Raw genomic sequence first — 16,929 nt, 5'->3', positions numbered from 1 at the left:
CCCCATGCGCTTATTCAGAGATCTGAAGGTCGGTGTAGCGGATCGAGTTGTCCGGATACCACTTCAGCCCGCTGACCCGATCCCGGAACGCCCATTGGGTCCGGTATTCGACGATGGGCAACCATGCCACGTCTGCGGCCAGCATCTCCTGGATTTGGGCAAGCGTCGCGTCGCGGCTTGCGGTATCGGGATCGACCCGCGCGCCGGACCACATCGTGTCGAGGTCGGCATTGCGATAGTTGACCATGTTGTTCAGACCGCCGTTTTCAGGCGAGACAAAGAACAGCTGGATCGCATAGCCCGCATCCACACCGATCGGCTTTTCCTGATCGTTGACCGCAAAGGGCAGATCGCGGCGCACAAGCTGGCGGTCGCCGTATTGCGTTTGCGGGATCGGATCGAGCGTTGCCGGGATGCCGACTTCGCGCAGGGCCGTCTGGATCACGTTGACGATCGGACCGAGGGTCGATTCCTTTTCGGCCACATAAGACAGCGCGAAGGCTTCACCGAAGGCGTCGAGCCCGGCCCCGTCCGGATAGCCGGCCTCGGCCAGCAGGGACTTTGCCATCTCGGGATCATAGCTGAACCCCGCGACCTCGGCGTAGCCCGGATAGGTGGAGGGCACCATGCCGTTCCATTGTGTCGCCTCGCCGAAATAGCCTGTGGCGATGATCTGGTCGTAGGGTATCGCATGCGCAATCGCTTCGCGCAGCTTGATGTTGTCGAAGGGCTCGACGTCGAAGTTCATGTGGATGAACAGGTTTTCGTTGCCCGTCACACCGGCGACCGTCAAGCCATCGACATCGGCAATCGAGTTGTATTCGCGCGGTGTCAGCCCGGTGACAAGATCGGCCTGACCGGAGCGCAGGACGACCAGCCGGTTGGACGATTGCGGCACACGCCGCACGCTCACTCGCGTCGCATCGGGTGCGCCGCGGTAGTAGTCCGGGAAGGACGAATAGGTGATCTGTTCGTTCTTGGCCCAGCTTTCCAGGCAATAGCCGCCAAAGCCCGGTGCGTTGGTGTTGTTGACGTAGTCGTGGCTCCACGGGTCCGCCTCGGTGGCGTTGGCTTCCATCGTCTCCTTGTCGAAGATCAGCAGGCCGAAGATCGTCAGAACCGGCAGCAGCAGCGCGTTCGGCTCGGCCTGACGGATTTGCACGGTGTAATCGTCGATCTTGACGATGCTGTCGCCCAATTCCTTGGCCGCCGCGTCGTCACCGAACACCTCTGGCCCGAAGCCGTCGATGCTGGCCACGTTCGACAGGAACCAGCCGATCGGAGCCGCGCCCGAGACGGATTTGGCCCGCTCGAAGGTGTACATCACGTCGTCGGCGTTGAAGGTCGCCCCGCCGCAGCCCGTAACACCTTGGCGCAGGTTGAACGTCCAGGTCAGCGTGTCGGCGTCATAGGTCCAGCTTTCCGCCAGACGCCCTTCGAAAGTGTCGAAGTCGGGTACGACCACGCCATCGACCGTTTCACCGTCGGCATAGCCGACGAGCGGCTCGAGCAGGGTGACCATGCCTTGCTGACTGGAGGGAATCGCGGCGGCGGGACCGTCGTAGTTCAGGCCCGCCGGCACATCCTCGGCAAGAATGAGAATCTCTTGGGCCGTTGCGGCCCCAGCGACGGATAACGCGCATAGCGCGGCCGTTGCTGTCGACATCATCGTCTTCATCTTTTCCGTTCTCCCCGTTTTTATTGATTTGTCCGGACAAATAACGCATCGACTCGCCAGACCTGTCAAGGAATTTCTCCGGACAAATTCCGATGAGCGGGCCTGCCTGCCGCCAGTGGCTGAATTTTGGGCAACCGGTCGCAGGAGCAGAAAAGGGTTTGACAAGGACAAAAAAACCGTCCTCATTTGTCCGGACAAATTTGCCATTTGGATCGTCGAGCGATCCTCAGCCTGGGAATTCTGCTATGCGCGTCTTCGTCGTCTTCAATCTCAAACCCGGTGTCGATCCGGCGGAATACGAGGCTTGGGCCAAGTCGACCGACATCCCCGTGGTCCGTGGATTGGGCTCGATTGCGGGCTTTGACGTCTACCGTTCGACCGGCCTCTTGGGATCGGACGCGCAGCCCCCCTACGCCTATATCGAGGTGATCGAGGTGGCCGACGATGCCGCCTTTGGCGATGACGTCAGCACCCCGCAAATGCAGGATATTGCCGCGCAGTTTCAGACCTTTGCCGACAATCCGCAATTCATGGTGATGCAGGACATCACCGAAGCGCAATGACCCGCGTCGCCCTGATCACGGGCGCCGCCCGCCCCAAGGGGTTGGGTCAGGCCATCGCCGCCCGGCTGGCGGCGGAGGGCTGCGATATTCTGCTTCACGATCGTGGTGCCGTCGACGGCGAGCTGGCCCCGGCCCACGGTGTTGGCGTGGCGCAGGATCTGGAGGCGACGGCCCGGGAAATCCGCGATGCCACCGGCCGCCGGGTGGAAACTGTCACCGGCGATTTGCTGGACGCCGAGGCCATCAGCGCCATCGTCGCCGCAGCGGATGAGCTGTTCGGCCGCCTTGATATCCTCGTGAACAACGCAGGCGTCGGATATTTGTTTGGCCCGCTGACCGAAACCGACCCCGCCCATCTGGATGCCGTTCTGGGCGTCAATCTGCGGGCGCCGATGCTGCTGACCGGGCAAGCCGCGCCGCTGATGATCCGCGGCGGCGAGGGCGGTCGGGTGATCAACATCGCCAGTCAGGCGGCGAAATCCGGCTTTGCCTTTGCCTCAGCCTATACCGCGTCGAAGCATGGTCTTCTCGGCTTTACCCGCTCTGCCGCGCTGGAACTGGGCGCGCATGGGATCACCGTCAATGCCGTCTGCCCCAACCATGTGACCACCGGCCTTGGCGCGTGGCAGAACGACTTCATGAGCAAGGCCAGAGGCGAAACGCTGGAGCAATACATGGACGGGATGCGCGCCCGTATCCCGCTGGGTCGCACCGGCCTGCCCGAAGATACCGCCAATGCGGTCGCCTTCCTGTGCTCGGATCAAGCCAGCTATATCACCGGCGAGGCGATGAATGTCTCGGGCGGAGAGGAGTATCACTGATGTCGTTTGAATGGCCGAACAAGGCGCGGATCGCCATGTCCTTTGTCATCAACATCGAGGAGGGATCCGAGATGTCGGTCGCCCGCGGCGACAAGGGCCCGGAGCCGGTGGATGAATTGGGCGTGTCCCTCAAGATTCCGATCCGCAACTACGCCAACGAGAGCAACTATGACTACGGCATCCGCGCGGGCGCCAAGCGCGTGTTCGGCGCATTCGACAAGGCCGGGATCAAGACCACCGTCACCGCCGCCGCGCAATCGCTGGAGAATGCGCCCGAACTGGCCAGGATGATCGTGGATGGTGGTCACGAGACCTGCTCGCACGGCTGGCGCTGGGTCCATCAGTTCAGCTTCAAGGAAGAGCGCGAGCGCGAGTTCATCCAGAAGGCCATCGACAGCATCGAAGCCACCACCGGCACCCGCCCCTTGGGTTGGCTGTCCCGCTATCTGCACACCGATATCACCCGCGCCCTGCTCGCCGAGATGGGGTTCGAGTATCATATGGACGATTTCTCGGACGACACTCCCCGCTGGGACGTGGTCGAGACGCCGCAAGGGCCGAAGCCCATCGTGATCGTCCCCTATGCGCTCGATACCAACGACATGAAGTTCTGGCTGGCGCCGGGATATACGCCTGCTCAATGGCTGGACTATGCGGTCGAGACCTTTGACCGCCTTTATGACGAAGCCGACGACGGGGTGCCGCGCCTGATGTCGCTGGGCCTGCACCTGCGCATCATCGGGCGGCCCGGACGGATCGGGGCGCTGGACAAGCTGATCGCGCATGTGCAGTCCAAGCCCGACGTCTGGTGCGCCAGTCGTTTGGACATCGCCCGCGCCTTTGCGGCGGCGGTGCCTGCCCCGACCGGTGGGGCCGGCGCATGACGAACCCGCTCGATCAAATCGCCGCCCATGTGGTGACGGCCCGGACCGCGGATTTGCCGCCTGAGGTGGTGGCCAAGGTCAAGACCTTCCTGCTCGACACCTTTGGTGTCGGCATTGCCGGATCATCGGGCACAGGCGTGACCGAGTTGATCGAGGTCGCCCGTGGCTGGGGGGCGGAGCCGGAGGCCAGCGTGCTCGCCAGCGACGTGAAGATGTGTGCCGGATCGGCGGCGGTGGTGAACGCCTATCAGATCCACTGTTTGGAGTTTGACTGCGTCCACGAAGGCGCCGTTCTGCATCCGATGGCCACGATCACCGGTGCCGTGATGGCTTGGGCCGAGCGCGAAGCAGGACGCGGCCGCAGAGTCTCGGGCGATGATTTGATCGCGGCTTTGGCCGTGGGCGTCGATGTGTCGACCATGCTGGGGATCGTCACGGATGCCGAGCTTCGCTTTTTCCGGCCTGCCACGGCGGGCGGTTTCGGTGCGGTTGCCGCGATTGGCCGCCTTGCCGGGTTTGACGAGCGCCGGATGAAGGACGCCTTTGGCGCGCAGTATTCGCAGACCAGTGGCACCTTGCAGGCCCATGCCGAAGGCTCGCCCATGCTGGGAATGCAGGTTGGCCTGAACGCCCGCGCCGCCATCGTGTCCGCCGATCTGGCAGCGGCCGGGTTTCGTGGGCCGCACGACATTCTGACCGGGCAATACGGCTATTTCCGCCTGTTCGAGCAGGACGATCACGACATCGACGCCTTCCTGCCCTCGCTGGGCAAGGACTGGCAGATCCTCAACATGTCGCACAAGCCCTACCCATCTGGCCGCCTGACCCACGGCGCCATCGACGGGTTGGGCCAGTTGATGCAGCGGCACGGATTTGCGCCCGACGACATCGAGAGCATCGAGGCGCTTGTGCCGCCGCTGGTCCACCGCCTCGTCGGCCGCCCCATCGTGGAAAGCCCCGAGGCGAACTATGCCAAGCTGTGCCTCGCCTTTGTGGCGGGCACGTTCCTGGCACGCGGCAATGTCGATGTGCCGGATTTCCGCGGGGCCGCGCTGACCGATCCGGCGGTTCATCGCTATGCCAAATGCGTCAGCGTGGTGCTGGACGACAATCCCGACCTCAACGCCCTCGACCCGCAGCGCATCACCGTGCAGTTGCGCGACGGGACCCGCCATGTCTGCGATCTGCCCTACGTCTATGGCCATCCGGACAACCCGCTGAGCGACGAGGACAACATCGCCAAATTCCGCCGCTGCGCAGGCTATGCCAGCGCGCCGCTGGATCAGGCCGGTCAGAACAGGCTGATCGCCGCCATTGCCGGGTTGGAGAGCATGGACGACATCGCCGATCTGATGACGCTTTCTCGGGGGGACACCGTATGACGCCGCACCGATCCCTGCTGTTTGCCCCGGCCAACCGCCCCGCGATCCATGACAAGGCGCTGGCGTCCGGTGCCGATATCGTCTGCCTTGACCTTGAGGACGCCGTGCCGCCCGCCGACAAGGCCAGCGCCCGCGAGACGGCCACCGGGTTCCTGACCGATGCCGCCGGCCCGGAGCGTGTGGTCCGGATCAACGGCCTGCGCAGCGCGGACGGCTTGCGCGATATTCTTGCCTTGCTGGAGGCCGGACCGACGGGTGGCACGATCTTCCTGCCCAAGGTCGCCACGCCGGACGAGGTTCGCTTGACCGACGAGCTGATCACCGAGGCCGCCGCGCCCCTGAAGATCGCCGTATTGATCGAGAGCCTTGAGGGCCTGTACAATGCCGCCGCGATCCTGAGCGCCTCGCCCCGGATCTCCTTTGCGATGTTCGGTGCCGTCGACTATGCCGCCGAGCTTGGTGTGGAGGTCGCCCCCGAGCCGCTGTTCCACGCCCGCACCACGCTGATCCATGCTGCGAAGCTGGCAGGCGTCGATCTGCTCGATGTGCCGTGCCTTGCCTTTCGCGACGAGCAGGCCGTGTCGAAAGAGGCCGATGCCGCACGCGCACTTGGCTTTACCGGCAAGGCGGCGTTGCATCCGTCGAACCTGTCGATCCTCAACACGGCCTTCAGCCCCTCGGAGGACGAGATCGCCCATGCCGAGAAGGTGATCGACCTGTTCGACCAGAGCCCGAACGGCCTCGCCGTTCTGGACGGCAAACTCATCGAAAAACCCGTGATCCGGTCGATGCAGCGCATCCTTGCGCTGCGCGACGCCCAAGCCACCTAAGCGCCTCAATTCCAAAGTGAAAGTTACGCCATGTCTCAGAACGAAAAATCCGTTGGTGAAAACAGAATCCGCGAAACCTTTGGTCGCTATTTCGAGGACTTTACCGTTGGCGATATCTATGAACACCGCCCCGGCCGCACGATCACCGAGACCGACAACACATGGTTCACCCTGCTGACCATGAACACGCATCCGATGCATTTCGATGCGGAGTTTGCCAAGCATTCCGAATTCGGAAAGTGCATCATCTGTTCGCCCCTGACCGTGGCGCTGATGGTGGGAATGAGCGTCACCGACGTCAGCCAGAAGGCCATCGCCAACATGGGTTGGACCGATATCCGCATGACCCACCCGCTGTTTGCCGGTGATACCCTCACCGCCGAAAGCGAGGTCCTGGCCAAGCGCGAGAGCAAGTCCCGCCCCAATGCCGGCCTCGTGACCGTCAAGACCAGCGGCTTCAACCAGGACGGGGTGCTGGTCTGCGATTTCCAGCGCACGATCCTTATCCCCAAGCGGGGCCACGGCGTAGAAGACAAAGCGAATTATTGATCCGGAGAGAGAGATGAACGCCCAGACACAGACCGATTGGACTGCCGACGACGAGACCGCCATCCTCGATGCCATCGACAAATGGGTTGAGGGCGAGGTCCGCCCGATTGCCCGCGAACACGATCAGGCCGACACCTATCCGCACGAGCTTGTCGAGCAGATGAAGGAGCTTGGCTTGTTTGGCGCGATCATCTCGCCCGAGTATGGCGGCCTTGGCCTGCCCGCGTCGACCTATGCCAAGATCGTGGTCAAGGTGGCGAGTGCCTGGATGGCCCCGTCGGGCATCTTCAACTCTCACCTCATCATGGCCTCTGCCATCGAGCGCGCCGGCACCGACGAACAAAAGGCCGAATGGCTGCCCAAGATGGCCACCGGCGAGTTGCGCGGCGGGATTGCCCTGACCGAGCCGAACGCCGGCACCGATCTGCAGGCGATCCGCACCAAGGCCGACAAGACCAACGAAGGCTATCGCCTGAACGGCACGAAGACGTGGATCACCAATTCCCTGAACGGCAATTGTCTGATGATCCTTGCCAAGACCGATCCCGAGGCCAAGCCCCGCCACAAGGGCATGAGCGCCTTTCTGACCAAGAAGGGTGAAGGCTATGAGGTCTCCAAGAAGCTGACCAAGCTGGGCTATCGCTCGATCGATTCCTGCGAGTTGCTGATCGACGACAAGCTGGTGCCGCACGATGCCCTGCTTGGTGGGGCCGAGGGCCGCGGCTTGCAGCAGGTTCTGGGCGGTCTGGAGCTTGGCCGTATCAACGTCGCCGCCCGTGGCGCCGGTATCGCGGAGGGCGCGCTGATGCTGGCCACCCGCTATGCTCAGGAACGCCAGACCTTTGGCAAGCCGATTGCTGAGCATCAGGCGATCCAGCTTAAGCTGGGCGAGATGGCCAGCAAGGTCGCCGCGTCGAAGCTCCTCATCGAGGATGCCGCCAAGAAATACGACAGCGGCCAGCGTTGCGACATGGAGGCGGGCATGGCCAAGTATTTCGCCACCGAGACCGGCGTGTTCTGTGCGCAGGAGGCGATGCGTATTTTCGGCGGCTACAGCTATTCGACCGAATACGAGATCGAGCGCTACTACCGCGACGCAATGCTGATGTGCATCGGTGAGGGCACCAACGAAATGCAGCGCATCATCGTGGCCAAGCAATTGATCGAGCGGAATCCCATCTGATGGTTGGGATTTCCGACCCGCCGCTTGCTGGCACCCGCATACTGTCGGTCGAGCAATACGGGGCCGGCCCGTTTGCCTCGATGTATCTCGCCGACATGGGCGCCGAAGTCATCAAGATAGAAAGCCCGGCGACGGGAGGCGACAGCAGCCGCGCCTCTGGTCCGCATTTTCTGGGTGACGGCGACAGCCACTTTTTCCAGACCTTCAATCTGGGCAAGAAGAGCCTCGATCTGGATCTGCGCGCCCCGCGCGGCAAGGAGGTCTTGCACCGGTTGGTCGGCACCGCGGATGTCGTCATGAACAACCTGCGCGGCGATCTGCCGGGCAAGCTGGGCCTGACCTACGCCGACCTGTCCCCGCACAATCCGCGCGTGGTCTGCACCCATCTGTCCGGCTATGGCCGGGTCGGAGAGCGGGCGACATGGCCCTCGTATGATTACCTCATGCAGGCCGAGGCGGGCTACCTGTCCCTCACCGGAGAGCCGGACGGCCCAATGACCCGGATGGGCCTGTCCATCGTCGATTACATCACCGGCATCACGACCGCCTTTGCTCTGACCGCCGCCCTCGTGGGGGCGCTGCGCACCGGCAAGGGCCGCGATGTGGACGTGACGCTTTACGACGTGGCGATGCACCAGCTGACCTATCCGGCGACGTGGTATCTGAACGAAGGCGATGTGGTCGCGCGCAGGCCCCGCAGCGGCCATCCGTCGGTGGTGCCGTGCGAGACCTATCCCACGGCCGACGGCCATATCTTTGTGATGTGTGTGCTGCCGAAATTCTGGATTCAGCTCTGCCAGATCCTCGGTCTGCCGGATCTCCCCGAAGATCCCCGCTTTGCCACGCCGCGAGATCGCTTTGACAACCGCGATGCTCTGGCGGCGCTGCTCGACGCGGCCTTTGGCCAACAGAGCACGGCGCATTGGATGGGCAAGTTGGCCGGTCGGGTTCCGGCGGCGCCGGTGTTGACCATGCCAGAGGCGCTCGACAATCCGTATTTCGCCCGGACCGAGGGCATCCAGTCGATTGACCATCCCGACCGTCCGGGCCTGCGGGTGCTGTCCAGCCCGATCCGGCTGGACGGGGAGCGTGCCCGCGCGACCCCTGCCCCAAAGCGCGGTGCCGATACCGACGCGGTGCTGCGCAGCGCGGGTTTCCTCGATGACGACATTGCGGCGCTTCGGGCCGAAAAGGTGATCTGACATGAAGATGGACGGCTACCGCATCCTCGATCTGAGCCTGTTTCTGCCGGGGCCCATGCTGACGCAGGTGCTGGCCGATCACGGGGCCGACGTGATCAAGATCGAGCCCCCAACAGGCGAGCCGGTCCGCAAGGTGGGATATGTCGAGGGCGGTGCGACGACGTGGTTTCGCAACACCCATCGCGGCAAGCGCTCAGTGGTGCTGGACCTGAAATCCGCCGAGGATCACGCCGTTTTCATGGACCTGTGCCGCACGGCGGACGTGATCATCGAGGCGTTTCGGCCCGGCGTCGTGGATCGCCTTGGCGTTGGCCCTGACGCCGTCATGGCGGTGAACCCGCGGGCCGTTTATTGCTCTATCGCCGCCTTCGGCCAGACTGGGCCGGAGGCCAAGCGCCCCGCCCATGACCTCTCGATCGAGGCGCTTGCGGGTGTGGTCTCGCTCAACCTCGGCCGCGACGGGCATCCCGTCAATCCGCACATGCCGGTGGCCGATGTGGCAGGCTCGATGACCGCGCTGGCCGCCATTCTGATGGCCCTGCTGCGCCGCGAAAAGACCGGCAAGGGCGATGTGATCGACATTTCGATGCAGGACAGCACGATGGCGTGGCTGCCCAATGTGGTCGGCCCGGTGTTTGCCGAGGACCGCCCGCCCGTCATCGCCAACGAGCGCAGCTTTGGCGGCTATGCGTTCTTTTCGGTTTACGAGACGTCGGACGCCCGCCACCTGACGCTGGGCGGGGTGGAGCCGAAGTTTGCCCGCAATCTGCTCACCGATCTGGGCCGGCCCGATCTGATCGACGCCGCCACCAGCCCGCCCGGCCCGACCCAAGAGCCTGCAAAGGCGTTTCTGCGCGAGACATTTGTCAAGGAACCGCTCGCACATTGGATCCAGTGGTTCGAGGGCCGTGACGTCTGTTTCGCCCCGGTGCTGAACCTGCACGAAGCGTGGCATTCGCCGCAGGTGGCCGCCCGCGAAATGCTGCTGACCGATGCCGAGGGCAATCGCCATATCGGCACCCCGATCAAGTATCGTGACGAACCGGGCCAGCCCGATCTTAGCCTGCCCGACCTTGACGAGCATGGTGCCGAGATCCGCCGGGAGGCACGCCGCTGACCCTATCGGTAGGGCAAATCCCCGAGGATTGGCCCAAGTGCGGGCAGGTCTTCGGTTATGCCGACGCGGCGCAGCGCCTCCCAATACGTGACGGCGTTGACCCCGATGACCGGCTTGCCGACCTGCTCGGTCAACGCCGGGACAAAGCCCGTGAACGCCAGATTGGTGCCGACCTGCACCCATGCCTCGATCTCGGGCCGGTCGCCCGCCTCGATCTCTTGGCTCAGCCGGCCTTGCGGGACTTGGGCGATGGCGAAGGGCGTCGGGCAGCGCAAGGTGACGAGGTGAGCCACAGACACGCCCTCGCCCGTGAAGAAGTCCGTCAGCATCTGATCCATCACCGGCTGATAGGGCGTGATCAGCCCGATCCGTTTCAGCCCCAGTGCTGCGAGAACCCGCGCCAGCGCGGTGGAGCCGGCTGTCATGGCGATGCCGGTCCGCTCCTCGAGCCTTGCAAGCCGGGCGTCGCAGGATGCTCGCCCGCCGCGCAGCATCGGAGAGGTGACGCCGATGATCATGTGATCGGGCGCCGCGGCGGCGACGTCGTCCAAGGCGCGGTCCATATCCGCATCGAGCGCGTCGAGCAGCTTTATGAAATCGGCATCCGTCGCCATTGGCACGTTGGTCACCCGGATACGCCCGAGGTGATTGGTCACGCCGTCTGGCCGCATCGCCTCCATTTCAGGCTGCACGATGGTGTTCGTGGCCGGGGCCACGACGCCGATCCGGGCGCGCCAGCCCAATTTATCCCGCTCCATCCGCGCACCTCCTGTCGCGGCAGTTTTCACCGTTCACGGCGGCGGCGCAACCGATGATCGGGGCCTTTGCCGCATCGCTTCGCAGGTATTCGCCGCTGTGGATGGTGGCTTCGATCGCGTTGGGGCTGGCGGTGCCGCAACTGGCGGCCATCCTGCGCGGATGGGTGGTGCCGATCTCGGTCGTCATGGTGCCGCTGTCGGTGATGCGGATCGACATGGGCGAGCTGGGCCGGGCGTTCCGGCCGGCGTGGCGCGTCACGGCGGCGGCCTTTGTCGTGCTCGTCGTCCTGCCGATCCTGACCGGGATCGTGGGCCTGATATTGGGCCTGCCCGGCTGGCTGATCACCGGGCTGGTGCTGATCGCGGCGGCGCCACCGCTGAGCTCTTCGGCGGCGTTTGCCATTCTGTTGCGCATCGACCCGGCCCGCGTCACGGCCGTGTCGCTGATGGCGACCGCTGCCGCCCCGGCGACGATGTGGCTGGTGACCAAGGCCTTGCCCGGTTTCGGCCAGGGAATCGACGCGACCGCCCTCATCCTTCGGCTGGCCATATTTATCGGCGGCGCCTTTGCCGCGGCGTTTGTGGTGCGCCGGATCTTGGGCAAGGAGCGGATCGACCGCGCCGCCCCTGCCATCGATTCGACGACGATCTTTCTCGTGATGTGCATCGGCGTTGGCGTGATGCACGAAATCGGCCAGACCCTGCGTGCCGATCCGTTGCTGTGGCTTGCCCTGTTCGGGGCCACATGGCTCTTGTCGGTGCTGTCCTGCGCCAGTGCCGTCGGTCTGTTCTGGCGCGGGTCCAGAGAGGCGGCGCTGGCCACCGGCGTGGTCGCAGCGGTCAAGAATATCGCGCTGATGGTGGCGGCCATTGCCCCTGTGGTCGAGCCGCGTGTGCTGCTTGTCGTGATGACCGCGCAGCTGCCCATTTTCTTTGCACCGCTGGTGCTGCGCCCGGTTTTTCAGCGTATTTCCGCGACGGCTCCGGCCGCTTCGAAATCACCCCGATAACTTGTCCGGACAAATTCTTGACAGATGCCCGGAAACATTCGCATGATTGCCCAAAGCACCGTCCGACCGACGCTGCTCCACCTGACCCCGGCCACAGGCCCGGGCGAGATAAACCGGAGAGAAAGATGTTTCTGAAACCGCTTCTGACCGCCAGTGCGCTGGCGCTTGTGTCGACATCCGCCATCGCCCAGACCGTGTGGGATATCTCGATCCCGTGGGGCCCGGCCGAGTTTCACACCGTCAACGCCGAGAACTTTGCCAGTGCCGTGACCGAGGCCACCGGCGGCGAGGTCGAGATGATCATTCATCCCGGCGGATCGCTGGGCGTGCGCGCCAACGAATCCCTGCGTGCGGTCGAGGACGGCGCTGTTCCGATGGCCGAATACGCCCTGTTCCAGAACGTCGGCGATCTGCCGATCCTCGGCATCGAGTCGATCCCGTTCCTGATTTCCGACTATTCCGAGCTCCGCCGGATGCACGACCTCGTCCGACCCGTCTGGGAAGAGGCCCTGATGGATCGCAACCAGATGGCCCTGTATATCGTGCCGTGGCCAAGCCAGAATTTCTTTACCAAAGAGCCGCTCGAGACCGCTGCCGATATGGAAGGCGTCAGGATGCGCGTCTATGATGCGAACACCTCGACCATGATCACCAACCTTGGCATGACCGCGCAGCAGATGAACAACCCTGACATCATCCCGGCCCTCGCCACCGGCCGTCTGGATGCGGTGATGACCTCCGGTTCGACCGCGGCGGCCCAGAAATACTGGGAATTCCTCAACCACACTTACAACACCAACCACCTTTGGGCTTCGAACGCCATGACGGTGAACCTTGATGTCTGGGGCGAGATTTCCGAGGAAAATCAGCAGATCATTCTCGATCTCGCCGCCGAGATGGAGCCGGGCTTCTGGGCCATTTCCGAGGCGGAGCACGCCACACGGATGGAAGAGCTCATGGCGAATGGCATGACCGTTCAGGCCCCGTCCGAAGAGCTTGCCACGATGATGCGCGACGCGACCAAGGACATGGCCGACGATTTCATCGCCGCCAATCCCGAGGCCGGTGACATCATCGCCCAGTTCCGCGCCGGCGCTGCGAACTGATCATGGTGGCCGCCATTCTACGCCCGGTCCTGCGGGCCATTGATTTGGTCTGCGTGGCAGGGGCCGTCGTGGCGGCCATCGCTTGCGCCATCATGGCGGTCATGCTCGTCACCGAGGTGATCGCCACGTCGTTCTTTGGCTGGTCGCAGCCTTGGGCGGTCGAGTTTTCCGGCTATAGCCTTTTGGCGGTGTTCTTTGCCGGCTCTGGCTGGGCCTTGCGCCAAGGGGCCCACATCCGCGTCACGCTCGTCACCCAGTCCCTTCCCCCCCGCGGGGCGTGGGCGTTGGATGTTCTGGCCAGTTTCGGCGCGCTGATCGTCACGTGCTATGCCAGCTATGCCCTGATCCGCTATGCCCTGCGCAGTGCCGAGTTGGGATCGGTGAGCACCTATCTGTCGCAGACCCCGCTCGCCTTGCCGCAGGGCCTTTTGGCCGCCTCTTTCGTGCTGCTCGCCCTCGCCCTGTTTGCCCGCATCACCCGTTTGCTGACCGGCGAAGACCCCGAACTACCCGTCGCAGGAGCCATTGAATGAGCGGAGCGCTGACGTTTATCGGGTCGTTTCTCGCCCTGTTTCTGGGTGGCGGCCTTTGGGTCGGCTTTGCCCTCATGGCCTTGGGCATTCTGGCGCTGGAGCTGTTTCGCTCCATGCGCATCGACAGCTTTCTGGCCGGAGACATCTGGGGCACCGCCACCGCGCAGGAGCTGGTGACCCTGCCGCTGTTTATCCTGATGGGCGAGATCCTGTTTCACACCCGTCTGTCGCAGAACCTGTTTTCCGGACTTGCCCCGTTTGTCCGCCGTTTGCCCGGCGGCTTGCTACATGTGAACGTGCTGGGCTGCACCCTGTTTGCCGCCGTCTCCGGCTCTTCGGCGGCGACCACCGCCACGGTCGGCCGGATCACCCTGCGCGAATTGGAGACCCGCGGCTACGATCGCAGGCTTGCCCTCGGGTCGCTGGCGGGCTCTGGCACCATCGGATTTCTGATCCCGCCGTCGATCCCGCTGATCGTCTACGGCGTGCTGGCCGAGACCTCGATCCTCGAGCTGTTCATCGCGGGCATCGTTCCCGGCCTGATCCTTGCCGCCGCCTACATGACGTGGATCGGGCTGGCGAGCACCTTTGGCTCGGCCAAGCCGCCGCCGCGCGAACCCTCGACCACTTGGGCCCACAAGGCCCGCGCCTTGGGCCAGCTCTTGCCGCTGACCCTGCTCATCGGCTTTGTCGTGGGCAGTATGTACGGCGGCTTTGCCAGCGTGACCGAAGCCGCGGCCATTGGCGTGCTGGGCGCCCTTCTGCTGACCGTGTGGGAGCGCCAGTTGTCCTTTGCCATGATTCGCGCCGCACTGCTCGGCACGGTGCGCACCTGTTCGATGATCGGATTGATCCTCGTGGGCGCGTTGTTTCTGTCGAAAGCCATGGCCCGCCTCGCGATCCCCAGAGAGGTGGCCGCGGCCATCGATTCGCTCGGACTGTCGCCTTATGCGCTGATCCTGTTGCTGACGCTGTTCTATCTGGCGATGGGTTGTTTTCTGGACGGGTTGTCCACCATCGTGATGACCCTGCCCGTGACCCTGCCCCTGGTGATCGCGGCCGGGTTCGACCCGGTCTGGTTTGGCATTTTCCTGATCATCACCATCGAGATGGCGCAGGTGACCCCGCCGGTCGGGTTCAACCTGTTCGTGATCCGCACCCTCACCGGCGAGGGCATTGGCCGGATCGCCCGCGCGGCGATGCCGTTCTGCCTGTTGATGGTCTGTGTCGTCATCGTCCTGACCATTTGGCCGGATTTGGTGACGTGGTTGCCGGATCAGATGCGCAGCCGGTGACGCGCCCCGGCGGTCAGACCCAGCTTCGCTTTGCGCCCTCGCGCCGCAGATGCATCGTGTAGGAGAACCGGTCCGTCGGGTGGTGATTGACCGACGCAAGGATGACCGACCCGTCGGTGCCAAGGTAGCGCCGCCGGACCTGCACGGCGGCGTCGTCCTTTTTCTTGCCCAAGGACTTCGCCGCCTGCGCCGTGATCGGGGACACGGTGATGTCCTGCACCACCTCCAGCACCTCGATCCCGTAGCGGTCCTCGATCAGCCGGTAGATCGCGCCGGACCCTTCGGCCAGCACATCCGCGATCCCGGCATATGCCGCGTTGACCATGACGGTGGAATCGCAAATCGGGATGTCTTCGTCCCGCTCGAGCCGCAGGCCCCGCACGATCAGCCATTCCGCCCCATCCCCGCCGATTTCGGGAAACAACGTCGGCTCCGGCACGGCGACCGACATATCGCGGATGACGAAGCGGGTGTCGCTGGCGTAGAGGAACAGCTGGTCGAGCGACCGCATGGCGTGGACATAGTTCTGGTGCGGCTGGGCCGCCAGAACCCGGCTGCCGGAGCCTTGCCGCCGCTGGATCAGCCCGGCGTCGGTCAGCAGCCGTAGCGCCTCGCGGACGGTGTGTCGGCTGATCTTGAACTCTTCGCACAACTCGCCTTCGGTCGGCAGCAAGGCCCCGACGGCGTAATCCCCCCGCGCGATCCGGTCGCGCAGTTGATCGCCGATGCGCACATATTGCGGGCGGTCGTCGGAGCCGCCGTTGGCCTTGCCCGTCTGGGTCATTGGCCTGCCCGCATCAGATCGTCTCGGAACGCCGGGTCCGCCACCGCGATCAGCCGGGCGCGCCGTGTGTCCATGTCAGCCTCACGCAGGTCAGCAACGCCGTGCTCCGTGACCACAACGTCGATGTCGGAGCGGGCCACCGAGACCGGGGTGCCTTGCGCCAGTTGCGGGACGATCCGGCTGACCGTGCCCCGCTTGGCCGTGGATGGCAGCGCCATGATCGCCACGCCGCCTTCGGATGCTCGCGCCCCCCTGATAAAGTCAATCATCCCGCCCTGCCCGCTGCTCTGGTTTCCGTTGAGGTACTCTACATTGACCTGTCCGGTCAAATCGACTTCCAACCCAGAGTTGACGCAGGTCAGCCCCGGTATTCCGGAGAGCACGCTGATGGCGTGGGTCTGGTCGACCGGACCGAAGCGGATGCCGTCCGCCGTGCCAAGCCGGTCGTAGAACCCCCGCGTCCCGAGGGCGACGCCGGTGGTGATGCCCCGCCGGAAGCCCCCGTCCTCCGCGGCGTCGAGCACGCCGTCGGAGATCATCCCGCCGTGAAAGCCCAGATCGTGCCGCCCCTGCACGGCCTCGAGCACTGCCGCCTGCAATGTGCCGAGCCCCAGTTGAAGCGTGCCGCCCTCTGGCACCAGCCCGGCGATCCGCTGCGCGATTTGCCGGTTGATCGTGTCTGGCGAGGTGCTTTTGAGTTCGGGCAGCGCAGCCGAGCTTTCCGCCAAGGCCTCGAACCGCGCGACAGGTATCCGCGGCGCTCCGGGCGTATCGGGCAACTGCGGATTGACCATACCGATCAGCCGCGCCCCTGCCGCGATCGCCGCGGGCGCGAAATCGGCGCAGAGCCCCAGCCCGATGCTACCGTCTTGCGGAGGCGGGACGGTTAGGATCACCAGATCCACAACTCCGGGCCGCGCCAGCCGCTTGTGAAAGGCGCTGTAGTGCATCGGCAGATGCGCCACCCGACCGGCGGCTCGATCCGCCCGCAACCCGGATGTCACAAAGATCGTCTCGACCGTCCCGTTCCGCCCGAGGGCCGAATAATCCCGATCATTGACCCCGGGGATGAACGCGCCGGTCAGGGTGATCCCTTGCCAGAGTTCCGGGTCGGCGGCGACCGCGTCGAGCACATCGACCGGGTCGGCGGTGCAACCCCCGAGGAGGATCCGCCCGGCTGTTCGCGCGGCCTCGGCGGCGGCTTTCGGCGTCATGTATGCGATGTCGTCCCCTC

17 protein-coding genes are annotated in these 16,929 nt (G+C 64.4%); 13 read left to right on the top strand and 4 right to left on the bottom strand.

The annotated features are described in order from the left end of the window. Nucleotides 1–10: 10 nt before the first annotated feature. On the bottom strand, nt 11–1,678 hold the full coding sequence (locus LOM8899_RS11480) for an ABC transporter substrate-binding protein (RefSeq protein ID WP_168770532.1): 1,668 nt from the start codon (nt 1,676–1,678) through the stop codon (nt 11–13). A gap of 245 nt (nt 1,679–1,923) precedes the next feature. Between LOM8899_RS11480 and LOM8899_RS11475 the strand changes: the two genes are divergently transcribed. The 9 genes from LOM8899_RS11475 to LOM8899_RS11435 are packed head-to-tail and all read left to right on the top strand — an operon-like array spanning nt 1,924 to nt 10,209. Next, entirely contained in the window at nt 1,924–2,241 is a 318-nt protein-coding gene (locus LOM8899_RS11475; RefSeq protein WP_093992371.1) for a RedY/HapK family protein, read from the top strand. Further along, the gene (locus tag LOM8899_RS11470) at nt 2,238–3,062 is read left to right on the top strand and encodes an SDR family NAD(P)-dependent oxidoreductase (RefSeq protein WP_093992370.1); all 825 of its coding nucleotides are present in this window, start codon (nt 2,238–2,240) and stop codon (nt 3,060–3,062) included. The genes LOM8899_RS11475 and LOM8899_RS11470 overlap by 4 nt, the downstream gene beginning before the upstream one ends. After that, nucleotides 3,062–3,946: a polysaccharide deacetylase family protein gene (locus tag LOM8899_RS11465; RefSeq protein ID WP_211096193.1), complete on the top strand. Its 885-nt coding sequence runs from the start codon at nt 3,062–3,064 to the stop codon at nt 3,944–3,946. The genes LOM8899_RS11470 and LOM8899_RS11465 overlap by 1 nt, the downstream gene beginning before the upstream one ends. Further along, nucleotides 3,943–5,328, top strand: coding sequence for an MmgE/PrpD family protein (locus LOM8899_RS11460; protein WP_093992369.1), 1,386 nt, complete (start codon nt 3,943–3,945; stop codon nt 5,326–5,328). The genes LOM8899_RS11465 and LOM8899_RS11460 overlap by 4 nt, the downstream gene beginning before the upstream one ends. Then, nucleotides 5,325–6,158, top strand: a complete 834-nt coding sequence (locus LOM8899_RS11455) for an HpcH/HpaI aldolase/citrate lyase family protein (RefSeq protein ID WP_093992368.1) — start codon at nt 5,325–5,327, stop codon at nt 6,156–6,158. The genes LOM8899_RS11460 and LOM8899_RS11455 overlap by 4 nt, the downstream gene beginning before the upstream one ends. A 30-nt stretch (nt 6,159–6,188) precedes the next feature. Continuing rightward, complete coding sequence (locus tag LOM8899_RS11450) at nt 6,189–6,707, top strand: MaoC family dehydratase (RefSeq protein ID WP_093992367.1); 519 nt, start codon at nt 6,189–6,191, stop codon at nt 6,705–6,707. A 13-nt stretch (nt 6,708–6,720) separates the two neighbouring features. Continuing rightward, a complete protein-coding gene (locus LOM8899_RS11445; protein ID WP_093992366.1) occupies nt 6,721–7,890 on the top strand; it encodes an acyl-CoA dehydrogenase family protein in 1,170 nt (389 codons plus the stop codon). Continuing rightward, nucleotides 7,890–9,092 (top strand): CaiB/BaiF CoA transferase family protein, encoded by a 1,203-nt coding sequence (locus LOM8899_RS11440; protein WP_093992365.1) that lies wholly within the window; start codon nt 7,890–7,892, stop codon nt 9,090–9,092. The genes LOM8899_RS11445 and LOM8899_RS11440 overlap by 1 nt, the downstream gene beginning before the upstream one ends. A 1-nt stretch (nt 9,093) precedes the next feature. Then, nucleotides 9,094–10,209, top strand: a complete 1,116-nt coding sequence (locus LOM8899_RS11435) for a CaiB/BaiF CoA transferase family protein (protein WP_093992364.1) — start codon at nt 9,094–9,096, stop codon at nt 10,207–10,209. Nucleotides 10,210–10,211: 2 nt separating this feature from the next. On the opposite strand, the gene LOM8899_RS11430 is transcribed toward LOM8899_RS11435, so the two are convergent. After that, on the bottom strand, nt 10,212–10,967 hold the full coding sequence (locus LOM8899_RS11430; protein WP_093992363.1) for a maleate cis-trans isomerase family protein: 756 nt from the start codon (nt 10,965–10,967) through the stop codon (nt 10,212–10,214). 53 nt (nt 10,968–11,020) lie between these two features. Between LOM8899_RS11430 and LOM8899_RS11425 the strand changes: the two genes are divergently transcribed. The 4 genes from LOM8899_RS11425 (at nt 11,021) to LOM8899_RS11410 (ending at nt 14,911) form a co-directional block, all read left to right on the top strand. Beyond that, on the top strand, nt 11,021–11,977 hold the full coding sequence (locus LOM8899_RS11425) for a hypothetical protein (protein ID WP_093992362.1): 957 nt from the start codon (nt 11,021–11,023) through the stop codon (nt 11,975–11,977). Between the two features lie 125 nt (nt 11,978–12,102). Beyond that, on the top strand, nt 12,103–13,083 hold the full coding sequence (locus LOM8899_RS11420; protein ID WP_093992361.1) for a TRAP transporter substrate-binding protein: 981 nt from the start codon (nt 12,103–12,105) through the stop codon (nt 13,081–13,083). Nucleotides 13,084–13,085: 2 nt separating this feature from the next. Continuing rightward, the gene (locus LOM8899_RS11415) at nt 13,086–13,616 is read left to right on the top strand and encodes a TRAP transporter small permease subunit (protein ID WP_093992360.1); all 531 of its coding nucleotides are present in this window, start codon (nt 13,086–13,088) and stop codon (nt 13,614–13,616) included. Next, nucleotides 13,613–14,911 carry a TRAP transporter large permease gene (locus LOM8899_RS11410; protein WP_093992359.1) on the top strand — a complete coding sequence of 433 codons (1,299 nt, stop codon included), beginning with the start codon at nt 13,613–13,615 and terminating at the stop codon, nt 14,909–14,911. Before LOM8899_RS11415 ends, LOM8899_RS11410 begins: the two co-directional genes overlap by 4 nt. Nucleotides 14,912–14,924: 13 nt before the next feature. On the opposite strand, the gene LOM8899_RS11405 is transcribed toward LOM8899_RS11410, so the two are convergent. Together LOM8899_RS11405 and LOM8899_RS11400 are read right to left on the bottom strand one after the other, a co-directional pair. Then, nucleotides 14,925–15,695 carry a GntR family transcriptional regulator gene (locus tag LOM8899_RS11405; RefSeq protein WP_093992358.1) on the bottom strand — a complete coding sequence of 257 codons (771 nt, stop codon included), beginning with the start codon at nt 15,693–15,695 and terminating at the stop codon, nt 14,925–14,927. Then, nucleotides 15,692–16,909 carry an acetyl-CoA hydrolase/transferase family protein gene (locus tag LOM8899_RS11400; protein WP_093992357.1) on the bottom strand — a complete coding sequence of 406 codons (1,218 nt, stop codon included), beginning with the start codon at nt 16,907–16,909 and terminating at the stop codon, nt 15,692–15,694. Before LOM8899_RS11400 ends, LOM8899_RS11405 begins: the two co-directional genes overlap by 4 nt. Between the last annotated feature and the right edge of the window lie 20 nt (nt 16,910–16,929).

It is taken from the genome of Flavimaricola marinus (genome assembly GCF_900184895.1).
In the GTDB taxonomy this organism is placed as follows: domain Bacteria; phylum Pseudomonadota; class Alphaproteobacteria; order Rhodobacterales; family Rhodobacteraceae; genus Flavimaricola; species Flavimaricola marinus.
Note: the sequence above shows the minus strand (reverse complement) of the source record. Positions and strands in the feature narration are given on the sequence as shown.